At 59.0% G+C, this 17740-nt stretch carries 17 protein-coding genes; 6 read left to right on the top strand and 11 right to left on the bottom strand.

What is annotated here, in order from left to right:
* Window positions 1–14: 14 nt before the first annotated feature.
* Window positions 15–422 (bottom strand): YkgJ family cysteine cluster protein, encoded by a 408-nt coding sequence (locus AC1RTQ_RS17290; RefSeq protein ID WP_045839318.1) that lies wholly within the window; start codon window positions 420–422, stop codon window positions 15–17.
* Between the two features lie 156 nt (window positions 423–578).
* Here AC1RTQ_RS17290 and AC1RTQ_RS17285 point away from each other — a divergent pair, with 156 nt between their 5' ends.
* Complete coding sequence (locus AC1RTQ_RS17285) at window positions 579–1196, top strand: glutathione S-transferase family protein (protein ID WP_492877510.1); 618 nt, start codon at window positions 579–581, stop codon at window positions 1194–1196.
* A gap of 141 nt (window positions 1197–1337) precedes the next feature.
* Here the strand turns inward: AC1RTQ_RS17285 and AC1RTQ_RS17280 are convergent, their stop codons facing one another.
* The 8 genes from AC1RTQ_RS17280 to AC1RTQ_RS17245 all read right to left on the bottom strand — a co-directional run bounded on the left by AC1RTQ_RS17280 (window position 1338) and on the right by AC1RTQ_RS17245 (window position 10457).
* Window positions 1338–2006, bottom strand: coding sequence for a hypothetical protein (locus AC1RTQ_RS17280; protein WP_492877508.1), 669 nt, complete (start codon window positions 2004–2006; stop codon window positions 1338–1340).
* A 34-nt stretch (window positions 2007–2040) separates the two neighbouring features.
* Window positions 2041–2454, bottom strand: a complete 414-nt coding sequence (locus AC1RTQ_RS17275) for a RidA family protein (RefSeq protein WP_492877506.1) — start codon at window positions 2452–2454, stop codon at window positions 2041–2043.
* Window positions 2455–2549: 95 nt separating this feature from the next.
* Window positions 2550–3677 carry an MFS transporter gene (locus tag AC1RTQ_RS17270; RefSeq protein ID WP_492877540.1) on the bottom strand — a complete coding sequence of 376 codons (1128 nt, stop codon included), beginning with the start codon at window positions 3675–3677 and terminating at the stop codon, window positions 2550–2552.
* Window positions 3678–3763: 86 nt separating this feature from the next.
* A complete protein-coding gene (locus tag AC1RTQ_RS17265; RefSeq protein WP_492877504.1) occupies window positions 3764–4159 on the bottom strand; it encodes a MerR family transcriptional regulator in 396 nt (131 codons plus the stop codon).
* Between the two features lie 473 nt (window positions 4160–4632).
* Window positions 4633–7200 carry a DNA topoisomerase (ATP-hydrolyzing) subunit B gene (gyrB, locus tag AC1RTQ_RS17260; protein ID WP_492877501.1) on the bottom strand — a complete coding sequence of 856 codons (2568 nt, stop codon included), beginning with the start codon at window positions 7198–7200 and terminating at the stop codon, window positions 4633–4635.
* Window positions 7201–7348: 148 nt separating this feature from the next.
* Window positions 7349–8470 (bottom strand): DNA polymerase III subunit beta, encoded by a 1122-nt coding sequence (dnaN, locus tag AC1RTQ_RS17255; RefSeq protein ID WP_003064798.1) that lies wholly within the window; start codon window positions 8468–8470, stop codon window positions 7349–7351.
* Between the two features lie 131 nt (window positions 8471–8601).
* A complete protein-coding gene (gene dnaA, locus AC1RTQ_RS17250) occupies window positions 8602–10008 on the bottom strand; it encodes a chromosomal replication initiator protein DnaA (RefSeq protein ID WP_492877499.1) in 1407 nt (468 codons plus the stop codon).
* A gap of 215 nt (window positions 10009–10223) precedes the next feature.
* Entirely contained in the window at window positions 10224–10457 is a 234-nt protein-coding gene (locus AC1RTQ_RS17245) for a hypothetical protein (protein ID WP_492877497.1), read from the bottom strand.
* Between the two features lie 44 nt (window positions 10458–10501).
* On the opposite strand from AC1RTQ_RS17245, the gene rpmH reads away from it, so the two are divergent.
* The 4 genes from rpmH (at window position 10502) to yidC (ending at window position 13263) form a co-directional block, all read left to right on the top strand.
* Window positions 10502–10636, top strand: a complete 135-nt coding sequence (gene rpmH / locus AC1RTQ_RS17240; protein ID WP_003060014.1) for a 50S ribosomal protein L34 — start codon at window positions 10502–10504, stop codon at window positions 10634–10636.
* 64 nt (window positions 10637–10700) lie between these two features.
* The gene (locus tag AC1RTQ_RS17235) at window positions 10701–11258 is read left to right on the top strand and encodes a ribonuclease P protein component (RefSeq protein ID WP_492877495.1); all 558 of its coding nucleotides are present in this window, start codon (window positions 10701–10703) and stop codon (window positions 11256–11258) included.
* A complete protein-coding gene (yidD, locus tag AC1RTQ_RS17230; RefSeq protein WP_302092662.1) occupies window positions 11255–11554 on the top strand; it encodes a membrane protein insertion efficiency factor YidD in 300 nt (99 codons plus the stop codon). The genes AC1RTQ_RS17235 and yidD overlap by 4 nt, the downstream gene beginning before the upstream one ends.
* A complete protein-coding gene (yidC, locus tag AC1RTQ_RS17225) occupies window positions 11551–13263 on the top strand; it encodes a membrane protein insertase YidC (RefSeq protein WP_492877493.1) in 1713 nt (570 codons plus the stop codon). The genes yidD and yidC overlap by 4 nt, the downstream gene beginning before the upstream one ends.
* A 116-nt stretch (window positions 13264–13379) precedes the next feature.
* Here the strand turns inward: yidC and AC1RTQ_RS17220 are convergent, their stop codons facing one another.
* Window positions 13380–14369, bottom strand: a complete 990-nt coding sequence (locus AC1RTQ_RS17220) for a restriction endonuclease (RefSeq protein WP_492877491.1) — start codon at window positions 14367–14369, stop codon at window positions 13380–13382.
* 56 nt (window positions 14370–14425) lie between these two features.
* A complete protein-coding gene (gene mnmE / locus AC1RTQ_RS17215) occupies window positions 14426–15853 on the bottom strand; it encodes a tRNA uridine-5-carboxymethylaminomethyl(34) synthesis GTPase MnmE (RefSeq protein WP_492877489.1) in 1428 nt (475 codons plus the stop codon).
* A gap of 141 nt (window positions 15854–15994) precedes the next feature.
* Between mnmE and AC1RTQ_RS17210 the strand changes: the two genes are divergently transcribed.
* The gene (locus AC1RTQ_RS17210) at window positions 15995–17509 is read left to right on the top strand and encodes a sulfatase-like hydrolase/transferase (protein ID WP_492877487.1); all 1515 of its coding nucleotides are present in this window, start codon (window positions 15995–15997) and stop codon (window positions 17507–17509) included.
* Window positions 17510–17740: the final 231 nt, after the last annotated feature.

Here is a 17740-nt window from a genome sequence, read left to right as displayed (position 1 = left end):
CTGCCCAGAAGCTTTCAGATCTGCGAAAGCGCCTTGTTGCCGTAGGCACAGAAGCCCGGTTTGGGCCCCTTCTTGGGATGCAATCTGCAGGTTTCCGGGCGCTTTTCATAGACCGTGCAACGGCGCGTGTTCTTGTCCAGAAAATTGCAGTCTCCGCCTGCCCTGCGGGCCATGGTGAAGATCTCGTGCTTGGGGTTGAAGTGGTCGATCAGGCGCATCTTCAGCAGCCGCTTGGCGATCAGCTTGGGCTCGATGTTCTCGACCTCGAACGGGTCCACCAGCTCCAGGCGCACCAGATCCGGCAGGCGTACCTCCAGCGGCATGGTGCAGCAATTGGCCGCGCAGCTTTCACACATGCCGGCCTTGTACTTGCTCCAGGTTTCCAGGCGGTCGACGTCAACAATGCGGATGGAGGATTTCATTTCGGGTGGGGCACTTCTGGCAGAAGCGCGATGCTGCCATGAGATGTCGATGTCTGCCTTGCGCCATTGCTATGAGCAGACCCGGTTCATGGGATTGAGCCGGCTGCGCGGCAGCCTACACTGCACGGGCATACCACCATCCACGGGAGAACGATTTTGGCAAGCCAACCCACGCTTTACTACGCAGCTGGCACCTGCGCGCAGGCCGTACTGATTGCGCTTTATGAGGCCGATGCCCAGTTCACGCTCAAGACGCTGAGCTTTGCCGACAACGAGCAGCGCAGCCCCGAATACCTGAGCATCAATCCCAAGGGCAGGGTGCCCGCGCTGGCCACGGAACGCGGCGTGCTGACCGAGACTCCCGCGCTGCTGCTGTATGTGGCGCAGACCCATCCGCAGGCAAGGCTGGCGCCGCTGGAGGACCCCTTTGCGCTGGCGCAGATGCAGGAATTCAATGCCTATCTGGCATCGACCGCGCACATCGCCCACGCCCACCGTCCGCGTGCCTCGCGCTGGGCCGACGACGAGTCCGCCCAGGCCGCCATGCTCGCTAAGGTGCCGCAGAACATGCGCGAATGCTTTGCCGTGATTGAGCAGCACTATCTGGGCGACAAGACCTGGGTGATGGGCGAGCAATTCACCGTGGCCGACGGCTATCTCTACACCGTGGCGAGCTGGCTCAAGGGCGACGGCGTGGACATTGCCGAATTCCCGCGCGTGGCAGCCCATTTCGAGCGCGTGAAGGCCAGGGCTGCGGTGCAGAGGCTGAAGTAAAAAAGGCCCTGTGAGCCGCGAACGCCACGCCTTCAGAAACCAGCCAGAAGCATTCATGCTTCTGGCCTTCATGGCACAAGGCAGCTCGTTAGCAAAGAATTGTGGCTGAGCCCCCGCAGAATGCGGGTCGGCTTGCACTTTTTAGGTCGGATTGCTGGCTGTCTGTTCCTTTAACCAACCGTCGTGCAGCCATTTCTCAGTTTTGCGATGGCCAGGGAACGTGATCCACACAATGTCACGCTCGAATACCATGGGCTTTTCATCGGCTCCGACGATGACCCAGAACCAGCGTCCGTCAGCTTGGTTGCGCGCCTTCATTTTCATGCCGGTGAGCGTCACTGTTTCGCCACGACCATTGCGCACGATACGGATGGGCTCGTCGTGTGGCTTGATCCAACTAATCTTCATGCGTGGGATCAGATCGGGTGCAGTCTCGCGCAGAAAGTCACGGGCGACCTGCTCGCTGCGTTCGCTCGACGGCAGGGGCTTGCCCACTAAATCCAGGGTCATGTTGGCAAAACCCTTGAGCGTGCCGTCCGCGGCCACGACCGTGCTGAAGTGCTCGCCCTCTAGGCCGGAGTTGCGAGCATCGCGGCGTTCATAGCGCGTCAGAACGGCCTTTTCCTCATCGACTGTCACATTTCGCTGACGGACTTGAGCATGAGTGTCAGGCACGAACTGGGAGATGGTTCTTTGGGATGAGTTCATGGTGGTTTTCTCCGGACCAGATGGGCGCGACTGTGCAAAGGTCACAGCGCAAGCGCCAAGCAACAGCGTTGCAGGCACGACAGCAGTAAGGAAACGAGACATGGATGGACTCCTCAGTAGAAAGGGACATAAAAGCTCAGTTTTCAGGGGGCAGCACCGCGATGGCATCGACCTCCACCAGCACGTCGGGATGGAAAAGTTCGGCTACTCCGATCAAGGCGCTGGCTGGCGGCAGACTTGCATCAATGAACCGGTCGCGCACCTGGCGAATCACGGGTAACTGATCCGCATGGAAATCCCGTACATAAATGGAGATGCGCGCCAGATTGCGAGCCGTGGCGCCTGCAGCCATCAAGGTGGCATTCAGGTTCTCGAAGGCCAGTACCAACTGCGCCTCCATTCCCGCGGGCACCTTGCCTTCAGTGGTCAGAGGAACATGCCCCGACAGATACATAGTTCTGCCGCCATCGACGATGACTGCCTGGGAAATACCAGGAATCAAGGCACCAGGGGGATTGACGGAACGAAGCAAGGTGCTGCTAGTGGTCATGTAGTGCGTCTTTTCAATCGGAGTGAATGGGGAAGCCATCGCGCTGGCAGAGCACAGCAGCGCAGTCAACACGACTGCATGAGAGATAAACAACTTCATAGCAAGCTAGCCTCCGAGGAAGAACGGCGCGAAAGCTGTGGCAGTCCATCTACAACGGCTGTGGCAAACAACAATGCGGCGGCAGGGGGGAGCATCAGAGCGAGCCACCCCCAAGGAGCAAGCGCATTTGCCGCCAACGGAGCGAGGCTGGCGCCGGCGAACAGTGCAAAGCTGTAGATCGACATGGCCCGCGCACGGCTGGCGGGTACTGCCCGAGATGCCAGCGTGCCGATCAGTCCAGGGATGGCCAGAGCAACTCCGGCCGACAACAAGACACTGGCAACCACCAGTCCACCGAAATGTCCCAGCGCGCCAGCCAGCAGGCCTAGCGCTGCTGTGACCAAACCGGTGCGCGCGGTGGCGACGGTGCCGATGCGGCGAATCAAACTGGCGGTCGCCAGGCTGAGCAGCAAAGGAGGCAATCCAGCCAGACGCAAGGTTTGAAGATCAGTCTCGGCGATCGCCATGGCCTGCACTCCGGCATGGAAGGTGACGAATGCAAACAGCACCGTTAGCGCGGTCAGCCAGACGCCCGCTAGTTTGGAATGCTGGGCTGCGAGTGGTGCGGGCATGGCATTGCCCTCGGGTGCTTGTGCCCCAGTAGGCAGCACCATCGCCAACCCAATGGACAGCAGCACACTTGCGACTGCGACGACCAGCATGAGGGTGGGCAGGCCCAAGCCTGCGGACTGTGCTGCCAGAAATTGCGCCAATGGAGCCGCCGCCAGGAAAGCGAAGCTCAATAGCGAGATGCCCCATGGGCGCCTAGCGGGAGACAAGACTTCCGCGACGAGTGCCAGAGCGGCGGGTGGAAAAGCCGATGCCACCAGCCCTTGCAGCGCACGAGCGACCAGCAACATGCCGAAATTGCTCGAGGCAGCCACCGCAACGCTCGCCAGTGCCATTGCACATAGGCTCGCGAGCATGATGCGGCGGCGGCCATGCTGATCCGACAGGCGGCCCAGCAGCAAGAAACCAAAGGCATAGGCAAAGCCGAACGAGCTACCCGCCCAACTGGCCAGTCCCGGCGTCACTTGCCAGTGATCCGCGAGATCGGTCACCAAAGGCAGCGTCACGTAGAGCTGCCCCACCACAAGCAATGCCGCAGCCATCAAGATCGGCATCAGCAAAAAATCTCGCATATTCATAATATAAACCTTACGTCAGGTGTAGATTTAAGATAAAAAGGAGCGATGAACTCCCTCCTGCACTAGCGGTGCTTGCGAGCCTCATCAATCAGCGACTGCATTCGCTTGATATTGCTTTCCAGGTCACGCTCAAAGTCGTGCAGTTCCCCCAGTTTGCTGCGCGTTGCTATCAGTTGAGCCTCCAAGATTCTCAGCACCTGCTCCTTGCCTTTGATACCGCTGGCATCCTCGAAATACAGGTCGATGACTTGGCCGATCTCATCCAAGGTCAATCCCAGCTTTTTCAAAGCAGCGATCTTCTCCAGGCGCTGCACGGCTTGTTCGTCGTAGTATCGATACCCCACACCTTCACGCTCTGCCGGGCGCAGCAAGCCAATCCGTTCGTAGTAGTGGATGGTGCGATGGCTGACGTCGGCACGTTGGGCAAGCTCACCGATTTGTAGCAAGGTAGAAGACATTAAATTGAAACCTGACGTTAGGTGTAGATTGGATCTTAGTAAAACAATGGCATGGCGTCAACCTTGCGTAAACGCAGCTAGGAATACTTAGCATCAGGAGTCTGCTATGGCAGATGTTTTGTACGTTGTCGGAAATCAGGATTTAGGTGTGGATTCCCGGACGACTGGATCGTTAAGCCAAGCGTCTGTAGCTGATCAGCCGTAAGGTGCCCAAAGCGGCTATGGCAGCATTGCCTCAATTATTTCGATCACCATGCACTGACCAGTGAAGTCGTCAATTTCAACAGGACGAGCGGCATCAACGGGACATGAAGTACGTCCCAGCAATGAAGGGGCAATGAAAAAGGCTACCAATCGGTAGCCTTTTTTGCACAAGAGGTCGATATAGCAAAACTCTCAGTAAGAGGATTTTGATAATTGTCTCAATAGATGCTTCTCAAAATCTCAGCTTATGGGTCTCGCTACAAGCAACATCAAACGTCGATATTCCCCGCCCGCAGCGCGTTGTCTTCGATAAAGTTGCGGCGCGGTTCGACCTCGTCGCCCATGAGCATGGTGAAGACGCGGTCGGCCTCGATGGCGTCGCCGATCTTGACCTGCAGCAGGCTGCGGACGTTGGGGTCCATGGTGGTTTCCCAGAGCTGCTCGGGGTTCATTTCGCCCAGACCCTTGTAGCGCTGGCGACCCGTGGTGCGCTCGGCTTCGGAGATCAGCCAGGCCATGGCCTGACGGAAGTCGCCGACCTTTTCGGTCTTGGCCTTCTCGCCTTCGCCGCGTGTGACCTTGGCGCCTTCGCTCAGCAGGCCGACGAAGTTCTGCGCTTCATCGGACAGGGCGGCGTAGTCATGGCTGCGCACGAACTCCTGAGTCAGGATGGAGCTCTTGATATTGCCGTGGTGATGGCGGCTAATGCGCAGGATGGGGTGCTCGCTGTTGGGGTCGATCTCGGCCGTCACATCGGCTGGCACGCCGGTGGTGGTCAGCTCGCGCAGCTTGGCTTCGAGAATCGGGGCGCACTCCTGGGCTTCTTCAATGGTGTCGAGCTTGATCTGCACGCCATCGGCAATGGCGCGCAGGGCTTCGGCATCCATGAAGTTGGACAGGCGCTCGATGACGGTTTCGGCGGCCAGGTGCATGTTGGCCAGCTTGGCCAGCTCTTCGCCTTCGACGGTGCGCGGATTGTCGCCGCCAGTGTTCACGCTGGCATGGTTCAGCGCGATCTTGAGCAGGTATTTGTTGAGGGCCGGGCCGTCCTTGAGGTAGAGCTCTTCCTTGCCGTTCTTGACCTTGTACAGCGGCGGCTGGGCGATGTAGATATGGCCGCGCTCGACCAGGTCGGGCATCTGGCGGTAGAAGAAGGTCAGCAGCAGGGTACGGATGTGGGCGCCGTCCACGTCCGCGTCGGTCATGATGATGATGCGGTGGTAGCGCAGCTTGTCGGGGTTGTAGTCGTCGCTGCTGCTCTTGCCCGAGTCTTCGCTGACCTTGCCGATGCCGGTGCCCAGGGCGGTGATCAGGGTGATGATTTCCTGGCTGGACAGCAGCTTTTCGTAGCGGGCCTTTTCCACGTTCAGGATCTTGCCGCGCAGCGGCAGGATGGCCTGGAACTTGCGGTCGCGACCCTGCTTGGCGGAGCCGCCAGCGGAGTCACCCTCGACGATGTAGATTTCGCACAGTGCAGGATCTTTTTCCTGGCAATCGGCCAGCTTGCCGGGCAGGCCCATGCCATCCAGCACGCCCTTGCGGCGCGTCATTTCGCGGGCCTTGCGCGCGGCTTCGCGGGCGCGGGCGGCTTCCACAATCTTGTTGCAGAGAATCTTGGCGTCGTTGGGCTTTTCTTCGAGGAATTCGGCGAGCAGCTTGCCGACAATGTCTTCCACGGGCGCACGGACTTCGGAGCTGACCAGCTTGTCCTTGGTCTGGCTGGAGAACTTGGGCTCGGGCACCTTCACGCTGAGCACGCAGCACAGGCCTTCGCGCATGTCGTCGCCGGTGACTTCGACCTTGGCCTTCTTGGCCAGTTCGTGGTCGGCGATGTACTTGCCGATCACGCGGGTCATGGCGGCGCGCAGGCCGGTCAGGTGGGTGCCGCCGTCACGCTGGGGAATGTTGTTGGTGAAACAGAGGACTTGCTCGGCATAGCTGTCGTTCCACTGCATGGCGACTTCGACACCGATCTCGGTGCCGGGAATGCCACCATAGGTCTCTGCCGGGCGTGTGCCTTCGGCGTAGAAGGTGGTGGGGTGCAGGACCTTCTTGTTGCCGTTGATGAATTCCACAAAGCCCTTGACGCCGCCGGCGCCCGAGAAGTCGTCTTCCTTGCCGTCGCGTTCGTCCTTCAGGCGAATGCGCACGCCATTGTTCAGGAAGGACAGCTCGCGCAGGCGCTTGGCCAGGATTTCATAGCGAAACTCGAAGTTCTCCTTGAAGATTTCCTGGTCGGGCAGAAAGTGCACCTTGGTGCCGCGCTTGTCGCTGGGGCCGACCACGCGCATGGGCGAGACTTCGGTGCCGTCCACGACTTCGATCAGGCGGTTTTGCACAAAGCCGCGCGAGAAGTCGATTTCATGGCGCACGCCGTCGCGGCTGACGGTGAGCTTGAGCCAGATGGACAGCGCGTTCACGCAGGACACGCCCACGCCGTGCAGGCCGCCCGAGACCTTGTAGCTGTTCTGGTTGAACTTGCCGCCAGCGTGCAGCTCGGTCAGGGCGATTTCGGCAGCCGAGCGCTTGGGCTCGTGCTTGTCGTCCATCTTCACGCGCGTGGGAATGCCGCGGCCGTTGTCGATCACGGACAGCGAGCCATCGGCGTGGATGGTGACCAGAATGTCGTCGCAGTAGCCGGCCAGCGCTTCGTCGATGGAGTTGTCCACGACCTCGAAGACCAGGTGGTGCAGACCGGTGCCGTCCGAGGTGTCACCGATGTACATGCCTGGGCGCTTGCGCACGGCTTCCAGGCCTTCCAGGATCTGGATTGCGCCTTCGCCATAGCCGCCTGCATCTGCGGCGCTCTGGGTGTCTGGCTTGTTCTCTTCGGTCATGAAATTACCTTGCTGCTACAAGGTCAGGAGCTGTTGGCGCCTGACCTGCATAACTTTCAAATGAATACTTGCCTGAAATCATTACAGGACGAGCGGTAGCTGCTCCTGTTATTTCAGGCAATGAAATGGCTGGCTGCGTTCGGTCCACTCAGATGCGCATGGGCATCACGACGTACTTGAAGCTTTCGTTCTCGGGGATGGTGACCAGCGCCGAGCTGTTGCCGTCCTGCAGATCGATCTTGACCATGTCCTGGCTCATGTTGGTGAGCACATCGATCAGGTAGGTCACGTTGAAGCCGATCTCGATGGTGTCGCCACCGTAGTCGATGTCGAGCTCGTCCATGGCTTCTTCCTGCTCGGCGTTGTTGGACGCCACGCGCAGCGTGCCGGGCTCGACCGACAGGCGCACGCCCTTGAACTTGTCGCTGGTCATGATGGCCGTGCGCTGCAGCGATGCCAGCAGCGGGGCGCGGCCCAGGGTCACGCTGTTGGTGTGGTTGCGCGGGATGACGCGGTTGTAGTCAGGGAACTTGCCTTCGACCAGCTTGGTCACGAACTCCATGCCGCCAAAGGTGAACTTGGCCTGGTTGTTGGCGAACTGCATCTCGATGACGGGCTGGTTCTCGCCGCTGGCGTCCGACAGCAGGCGCTGCAGCTCCAGCACGGTCTTGCGCGGCAGAATCACTTCCTGCTTGATGGGCACTTCCACATCCAGCGTGGCGCTGGCCCATGCCAGGCGGTGGCCGTCGGTGGCCACCAGGCTCAGGGTGTTGCCTTCGGCGACGAACAGAATGCCGTTCAGGTAGTAGCGGATGTCCTGCACGGCCATGGCAAAGGAGACCTGGCCCAGCAGGTCCTTTAGCACCTTCTGCGGCACGCTGAAAGCGGGGCCGAAGGCTGCCGACTCCTGCACCAGCGGGAAGTCCTCGGCGGGCAGGGTCTGCAGCGTGAAGCGGCTCTTGCCGCCTTTCAGAATCATCTTGGACTGCTGCGTCTCCAGGCTCACGGTCTGGTCGCCGGGCATGGTCTTCAGGATGTCGATCAGCTTGCGGGCACCGATGGTGGTGGTGAAGTCGCCGGCGTCGCCGCCCAGCTCGGCCGTGGTGCGGATCTGGATTTCCAGATCGCTGGTTGTCAGCTGCAGTGCATTGCCGGTCTTCTTGATCAGCACATTGGCCAGAATGGGCAGCGTGTGGCGGCGCTCGACAATGCCGGCCACCGATTGCAGGACCGCGAGAACTTTGTCTTGTGTGGCTTTCAGGACGATCATGTCAACCTCAGTGATTTAAGTGCGCATATGTTTTGACGCGGCGGCGCCCGCAGGGCGATGCGAACGCTCCCTCATACCGCGTGAATTCCCCATTTTGCCCTGTGTGAGTGACATTCATGGGGGAGTTTTCATCAACCCTTGAGCGTTTGTTCCAGCACATGCAGCTGCTGGTTCAACTCGGTGTTGGTCTGGCGCTCGCCCGCAATCTTGCGTACGGCGTGCAGCACCGTGGTGTGGTCGCGGCCGCCGAACAGCTCGCCGATCTCGGGCAGGCTTTTTTGCGTCAGCTCCTTGGCCAGGTACATGGCAATCTGGCGCGGCCGGGCAATGCTGGCCGGGCGCTTCTTGCTGTACATGTCGGCCACCTTGATCTTGTAGTAGTCAGCTACCGTTTTCTGGATGTTTTCCACAGAAATCTGGCGGTTCTGAATACTGAGCAGATCGCGCAGCGCCTCGCGGGCCAGCTGAATCGACACTTCCTTCTGGTTGAAGCGCGAATAGGCCAGGATCTTGCGCAGCGCGCCTTCGAGCTCACGCACGTTGGAGCGCACGTTCTTGGCCACGAAGAAGGCGACTTCCTCGGGCATGTCAGCGTTCTCGGCGCGGGCCTTGTTGATCAGGATCGCCACGCGCATTTCCAGCTCGGGCGGCTCGATGGCCACCGTCAGGCCCGAGTCGAAGCGCGAGACCAGGCGCTCGTGAATATTGGCCAGACCCTTGGGATAGGTGTCGGACGTCATCACGATATGGCTCTTCTTGGCCAGCAGGGCCTCGAAGGCATTGAAGAACTCTTCCTGCGTACGGTCCTTGTTGGCAAAGAACTGCACATCGTCAATCAGCAGCAGATCGAGCGAGTGGTAGCGCTCCTTGAACTCGTCGAAGGTGCGGCGCTGGTAGGCCTTGACCACATCCGAGACGAACTGCTCGGCGTGGATGTAGAGAATCTTGGCGTCGGGCTTGTCCTTGAGCAGCTGGTTACCCACAGCATGCACCAGGTGGGTCTTACCGAGGCCGACACCGCCGTAGATGAACAGCGGGTTGTAGAGGTGGCCGGGCGAGCCTGCCACATGCATGGCGGCCGAGCGCGCCATGCGGTTGGCCGTACCTTCGACCAGCGTCTCGAAGGTGAGAGCCGGGTTCAATCGGGTGCGGAAAACCGGAGCGCTGGCCTCTTCGCTGGTGACCGTAGGCACGGCGACATTGTGCGACTGCGGTGCAGCCTGTTGTGTCGATGACGGAGGTCGTACATAAGTACGAACAACACTTTCACGCTGAGCAAGTGCTAACTCAAGAGTGACGGGCTGGCCGTAGAGCGACTCCAGCATGGCCGAGATGCGGCCCGCATACTGGGCACGGATCCAGTCCAGCTTGAAGCGGTTGGCCACATAGACGGTGACCTTGGAAAAATCTTCTGCAACGAGTGCCGTCAGCGGCTTGATCCAGGTGTTGAATTGCTGCTCTGGCAGCTCCTGACCCAGTTGCTCAACGCAGACCTGCCACAGGGCCTGGCCTGCATCATTGGTTGGTTCCTCTGTCATTGTCAAAAGTCTAATTGTGGATAGGAGGAACAGTTGCGGGGTTGGTATTGTAGCTTTTACGGAAGTTATCCACAAAATATCAGAAGGCTGTCCCCGACTCCGGTGCGTTATAGGCTGCACATCCTAATAGATTGGCAGCCTGCTGTTTGTAAAGAATCTCTGGGCTCCGAAGGTGCTTGACGGGATACCCCGTGAGTCCTTAGCAAATTCAAGGGTCATTGCATCAAAGGCACAACGCTGTGATAATCCCCGGTTTCCCTGAATGTGTTCAGGGTGATATGAGCCGGGCGCCTTTTTGTGCGCGCGCGCCCAGTTGTTTTAGGAGCTGTGGCGGGTGCTTTGTTCCGTTTGTTGCCTTCTGATCCGATGACATGCACGGCATGTGAAAAAATATCGGGTTTGGCGGTGACAGTGTGCGGCGCAAAACCGGAATGGTCGGGCGCGAACATGGCGCCTTGCCGACGCAAATACTGAACCTTCTCAAGGAACCAACATGAAACGTACTTACCAACCTTCCAAGATCCGCCGCGCCCGTACCCACGGTTTCCTGGTCCGCATGAAGACCAAGGGTGGCCGTGCCGTGATCAACGCACGTCGCGCCAAGGGCCGCAAGCGTCTGGCCGTCTAAGGCCGGCGTTGGCTAGCGGTCTGCTCATTCGCTACGCTGAAGGCCTCTGAACGGAGGCTCTCCTATGCAAAGGCTGAAAACGCGTCCGCAATTCCAGGCCACCATGTCCGCGGGCACCATTGCCCGTACCCCGCACTTCGCCCTGCATCGCATGGAGCTGGTGGCCGAGGTTCCCGACATGGTTGCCAACCCCAAGACAGGGCCCGGATCGAACGATCCGCAGGCCCTGTTTGGCATCGGTGCCGTGCGCAAGCAGGCCTGGCTGGGTGCCATGGTGCCCAAGCGCTGGGCTCGCCGCTCGGTCACGCGCCACACCATCAAGCGCCAGATCTATGCGGTGTCCTCGGATTACGAGGACGCCCTGCTGTGCGCTTCCTATGTGGTGCGCCTGCGCTCGGGGTTTGACCGTAAGCAATTCGTCAGTGCAACTTCTGATCAGCTCAAGGCAGCAGTCCGCAAGGAACTGCAACAGCTTTTTGCGACCGGGGCGCGCCGCCTGACGCAGGCCCGTCAGGCCGCTGAGGCGGAGGTGGATTTGAAGAAAATTTCACCTCAAGCCATTGATGGCAAAGCGCAAGAAGCTACTGATTCAATAGCTAGTCAGCCGGAGAACCAGCCATGATGCAGCGACTGCTCATGGCTATAGTGCGTGGCTACAGGCTGCTGCTCAGTCCCTGGCTGGGCTCGGCCTGTCGCTTCGAGCCGACCTGCTCGGCCTATTCCCTTCAAGCGCTGGAGCAACACGGCGCTGCGGTAGGCTCTTATCTGACGGTGCGCCGGCTGGCGCGTTGTCATCCGTGGTGTGACGGAGGGCATGATCCCGTGCCACAGCAAAAGCCCAGGCTGTTTTCCTTTCTGGACAATGCCTCGGACTCTTCCGCGACCACCCAACCTTCCTCACCTAAGAAGTCTTCATGAACGATATTCGCCGCACCATACTGTGGGTGATATTTGGCTTTTCCATGGTTTTGCTCTGGGACAAGTGGCAAATCCATAACGGCAAAAAGCCCACCTTCTTCCCATCGCCGCAGACGGTCAGCGCGCCTGCTGCGGCTGATGTCAAGCCTGCTGACGTCAGTGTGCCCCAGCCCTCCGCTGCCGCTTCTGCCGGCGACGTGCCCGGTGCTGCCAATACCGCAGCTCGGCTCGCAGCAGCCGTGACGCCCCGTCAGGACGTGATCGTGGGCAGCGATGTCATGCGTCTGACCTTCGACAGCGAAGGCGGCACGCTAAAAGCTTCCGAGCTGCTCAAGTACTCCGACACCACGGATAACAAGAAGCTCATGCAGGTGTTCGAGGAAAACGCCAAGCGTGTTTATCTCGGTCAGACCGGCCTGATCGGCGGCAACTTCCCCACGCACAAGACTCCCATGACCGTGATGCCTGGCGAGCGCGAGCTCAAGGATGGTCAGGACAGCGTGCAAGTGCGATTCGAGTCCGCCGACCAGGGTGGTGTGAAGCTGGTCAAGACCTTCACGCTCAAGCGCGGCTCCTATGCCGTCGATGTGCAGCACGATGTGGTCAACACCGGCTCGACCGCCGTGAACCCCCAGCTGTACATGCAATTGGTGCGCGACGGCAACAAGCCCGAGCATGAGTCCAGCTTCTATTCCACCTTTACCGGTCCTGCTGTCTATACCGAAGCCAAGAAGTACCACAAGGTCGAGTTCAAGGACATCGAAAGCGGCAAGGCCGCTGTCGACAAGGCTTCTCCCAATGGCTTTGTGGCCATGGTGCAGCATTACTTCGCCAGCGCCTGGCTGCTGGCCGACGGCGTCCAGCGCGACAACTTCGTGCGCAAGGTGGGCGACAACCTCTATGCCGTGGGCATGATCACGCCCGTGGGCACGGTGGAGCCCGGCCAGACCAAGACCGTGAGCTCGCGCCTGTTCTCCGGTCCTCAGATCGAGCCCATGCTGGAAAAGCTCTCGCCCGGTCTGGAGCTGGTCAAGGACTATGGCTGGCTGACGATTCTGGCCAAGCCGCTGTACTGGCTGTTGGCCGAACTGCACAAGTTCATCGGCAACTGGGGCTGGTCCATCGTGGCTCTGGTAGTGCTGCTGAAGATTGCTTTCTACTGGTTCAACGCCAAGGCTTACTCCTCGATGGCCAAGATGAAGGCCATCAACCCCAAGATTCAGGAAATGCGCGAGCGCCTGAAGGACAAGCCTCAGCAGATGCAGCAGGAGATGATGCGCATCTACCGCGAGGAGAAGGTCAACCCCATGGGTGGCTGTCTGCCTATCATCATCCAGATGCCGGTCTTCATGGCTTTGTACTGGGTGCTGCAGTCCAGCGTGGAAATTCGCAATGCTCCCTGGATTGGCTGGATTCACGATCTGTCGATGCCTGACCCGTTCTTCATCCTGCCGCTGCTGATGACGCTGTCCTCGCTGCTGCAGACGGCGCTGAACCCCGCTCCTCCTGACCCCATGCAGGCCAAGATGATGTGGATCATGCCGCTGATGTTCAGCGTGATGTTCTTCTTCTTCCCCGCCGGACTGGTGCTGTACTGGCTGACGAACAACATTCTGTCGATCGCTCAGCAGTGGATCATCAACAAGCGCATGGGCGTGCCGCCTCAGTTCAACCTGCCCAAGTTCGGCAAGGCTGCCGAAGGCAAGTAAGCACGGCGCCAGCGCCAACAAGAACGCCACCTGAAAAGGTGGCGTTTTTTTATGGGACGAATAAGGGCAGATTTCGTTGGTTCCCAACGATGTTGATGCGCCGTCTGATCAAAGATCTATGCAGGCCAATACAGTCGCTTTAGTGGAATAAGTCGCTTGGTCTCGGCATCGGTGGCATCGTAGTGCTCGATTAATGCACGGACTACATGCTCTAGTGTCCACATCGCCAATGGGATGGAGGCACGATCTGCTTCGTACAGTGCATCCTTGGTAAAGCCGCCTGTGCTTACATACAGACCCCGGTCGTCCTTGTGCCGGCCACCGAGGAAGCTGCGGATATCCTGGCTACCCATCTGCTCCTTGCGGTGTTTGACCTCAACGACGATGCGAGGGTGTTCAAAGCCAAAACCATCGGTCGATGCAACAATGTCTTTGCCCCGGTCTGCTCCGTCTGGCGACACCTGTGTCTTGTAGCCCATGGCTCTCAGGATGCCCGCGACGACCTCTTGCATCTCTTTCCAGCTCAGATTGACGATGAGGTCCTTGATCTGCTCTCGCGCACGTTCCTCAATGCCACTCAGTGGGTCAATTGTTTCTTCTTCCACTTCGTACTGTATTGGGGCTGGCTTACCCTTTAGTGCGGCTTGTATTTCGTTTGCTGCGCTGGATGGGACCTCAAACAGAGTCAGAGTTGAGCCCAGGCTGTTTTTTGTACTGACGCTAAGACTGTCGCGTGCGAGCTCTTGCATTTGCCACTGAACCTTACGCACCAAAGACAAGCCCTGCTCGGCTGACTCTGGGCGGTGCTCGGATGGTCCCATAACTTTCCCGATCGAGTAGAGGCGGTTGGCTGGTGAGTAGGTAATGATCCAGTCGCCGTCTTGGATTTCATTGACGAAACGCCAGACCTGTGAAGCGCCCGATATCACGCTGCCTTGCTTGGACTGCGGCTCCATGGATTGAAAGAGTGCAATTAACTGCTTTCGGTCAACTCCAGGCTTGGCATGTGGCGCCAACTGACTCCAGCCGACGGCGACCACGCCTTGCTCTCGGAAAGCATCGTACAGACTGCCGCCTTCGCCTCGTACCATCCACATCCGTGCCATAAAAGTCCTTTTTGAGTGGGTGCCGGTCCACTATTTCTGCTGACGGAACACCAGAGTTATTTCCCGATGCAGAAGCTGGAGAAGATCACACCCAGCAGGTCGTCGGAGCTGAATTCGCCGGTAATCGAGTTCAGCGACAGCTGGGCCAGGCGCAGCTCTTCGGCCAGCAGGTCCAGATGGGCGGATTGCGCCGCCAACTGCTCGTCGGCCATCTCCAGATGGGCATCCACGGCCTGCAGGGCCTCCACATGGCGGGCGCGGGCCAGGTACAGGCCTTCGGGGGCGGATTGCCAGCCCGCCACTTCCAGCAGCCGCTTGCGCAGCGCATCCAGGCCGTCACCGGTACGGGCAGACAGGGCGATCTGCTCGGCATTCAGCTGGGCGGTGTGACGGGCCTGCACATCGGCAGCCGCCATATCGGTCTTGTTCCAGACATGGATGACCGGCACCTGCGCGGGCAGCCTGTCCTGCAGGGTGTGGGCGATATCGGCATCGGCTGCCGCATAGTCGGCCTGTTCCGCGCGGGTCAGGTCGTGCAGGAAGAGCACGGCATCGGCTGCTGCAATCTCGTCCCAGGCGCGTGCAATGCCGATGCGCTCCACCTCGTCATCGCTTTCACGCAGGCCTGCGGTGTCGATCACATGCAGGGGCACGCCCTCGATCTGAATCGTCTGCTGCACCTTGTCGCGCGTGGTTCCGGCAATCGGGGTGACGATGGCCAGCTCGGCCCCTGCCAGCGCGTTGAGCAGTGAGCTTTTGCCCGCATTGGGCTGGCCGGCAATCACCACCTTGATGCCTTCGCGCAGCAGCGCACCCTGGTGGGCGCGTGCCAGCACGGCAGCGACCTGGGCGCGCAGGCGCTTGAGTTGGCCAAAGGCATCGGCCTTCTGCAGAAAGTCGATTTCCTCTTCGGGGAAGTCCAGCGTGGCTTCCACCAGCATGCGCAGATGCACCAGGGCATCGCGCAGCACATGGATTTCCTGCGAGAACGCGCCGGACAGCGAGCGGCTGGCACTGCGCGCGGCCGCTTCGGTGCTGGCATCGATGAGGTCGGCAATCGCCTCGGCCTGGGCCAGGTCGATCTTGTCGTTGAGAAAGGCGCGCTCGGTGAACTCGCCGGGCTGGGCCAGGCGCAGCCCAGTCAGCACCGGCTTGCCATCTTCATTGGCGCTCTGTGCGGCTTCCAGGCAGCGCGCCAGCAGCAGCTGTAGCACCACGGGGCCGCCGTGGGCCTGCAGCTCCAGCACATCCTCGCCCGTGTAGCTGTGCGGGCCGGGAAAGTAGATGGCCAGGCCATGGTCAATGGGCGAGCCGTGCGCGTCCCTGAAGGGCAGATAAGTCGCTTCGCGCGGTTTCAGCGCCTTGCCGCAAAGCGTCCGGACCAGCGCAGCAATGCCTTTGCCGGAGACCCGAACAATGCCCACGGCACCACGCCCCGGGGCGGTGGCGATGGCGGCAATCGGGTCGTTGTGGCGGGCAAGCATGGGCGGACTTTCGGTCGAGAAGAGAAGCCGCGAATCATAGCCTTGCGGGTTAAGTCCTTGGAAATCAACGGTGAGCGCTGCTTGGGCAGATATTTAACTGCAGAAGTGTTTCATACAATCGTCACAAATATGTCACGAAAAATGAATATCTCTTCCCTCGCAATGAGACTGGGCTCTCTACTAGCCTGGATATTGCTTTTTTCACCTCCGTTTCTCATTCGCTCATATGGAAAAGAGGTGGGCTACACGTTGTTGGCTGCGCTGTTTTTCTATCCTTTGGCGCTGTCCCGAAAGTCTTTGGCGATCTGTATTCCACTTCTGATTTTTATCGGCGCTGCGAATATTTTTCATGCCCAGTTTCTGGGAAACATGATCGATGAGTTTTCCCTTGCCACGCTGTGGCGCACTGAGGCTCATGAGGCCGCCGAGTTCCTGAGCTCGATCAATCGTCAGATGATTCTTGTCGTGCTGTGCTGGCTGGTGGCAAGTTTCGGATGTGGCTACTTCCTCTTTAAGAACTGCACGGATGGAGCAGCTCCCTTTCAGAAATGGGAGAAAAGAATACTGCTGGGCATAGGATTGCTCTGGACCAGCTTTTTTGCCTTTGGCGTGACTCAGCAGTTCACCGTCAATGACTATGTGCATAAACTGCGTCATATCTATCCCATGCAAATGGCCAAGGCCGCAGTGCGTTATGGAGATCTGGAAAAAGAGGTTTTCTATCAGCCGACACTGCCTGCCAGGCCAAGTGCATCTCAGGCGAACACCTTGGTGGTGATTATTGGAGAGAGCGCCACCAGCCATCGGTGGTCACTATTGGGTTACCAGGAAGACGATACCAATCAGTCACTGAGGCAGGTTCCCGGTTTGCGAGCCTATAAGGTCATGGCTCATGGCTTCAATACTGCAAAGGCGCTGCCCTATATTTTGACCGGGCAGTCTGCTTTCGACAGCCAGAGAAATGCCTCGCCTTCGTTCCTGGATTTGGCTCGGCATGCTGGCTACAAGACCTTTGTCTTTTCCAACTCCAGATTCAATGACAAGAGCGAGGATATGTACTCGCAGATATTGCGTCGCTCTGCGGATGTCTATGCCAAGGTGGGCAACGGAGCACATGACGAAGTGATGACGACTTGGCTGGAGAAGTCGCTGGCGGATGACGCGTCACATAAGCTGGTGGTTCTTCATACCTATGGCAGTCATCCCGCGATCTCCCAGCGCTACCCTCGTTCCCGCTACGAGGGCGCAGATGCATATGACAACTCGATTCGCTATACCTCGGACCTGCTGGCCGACTGGATTCGCATGGTGGATGAGGCGTCCGACGCGCCCAGCGCGCTGCTTTACGTGTCTGATCATGGCCTTGGAGTTCCTCCCTGTGTGGACAGCCCTCGCCAAGGCAATGATCAGTCAGTGCTGGAAGTGCCACTGGCATATTGGGCGAACGAGGCAATGAGGAGTCTGCAAGGGAGTGAGGAGGTGGCGATCTCTGAAAGTCCTCTGGAACACAGCACGACTTTGGCGCCCGAGATATTGATTGCAGCCCAGGGATACGACGTGCGCACGGCGATGCCGCATTTGCAGGACAGCCGGAAGCTGCATCTTGATGGCGTGCCTTATGCCGGGCTCTATCGCGACGACGCCTGCACGCCCTGAAGTGCAAAATCTTCATGTGTTATGCATTGTTGGCATAATGTTATGATTTTGTTTGCATTGTTATTGAACAGTCATGGCTGTTTGACCTTAAACGCCGAGCTGCCACCCCTCTTTTTTTGATAGCACTCGGCCTACAATCCAAAATCCGATTTCATCGTCCGCAGGAGCGCAGGGGCCGGGTTGTGTGCCCATAGAGAGTCCTTACTGCGGATGACTTACTTTGCGAGCTGG

The organism is Comamonas sp. GW821-FHT11H03 (assembly GCF_058807955.1).
This window is presented reverse-complemented; position numbering and strand designations above follow the sequence as displayed.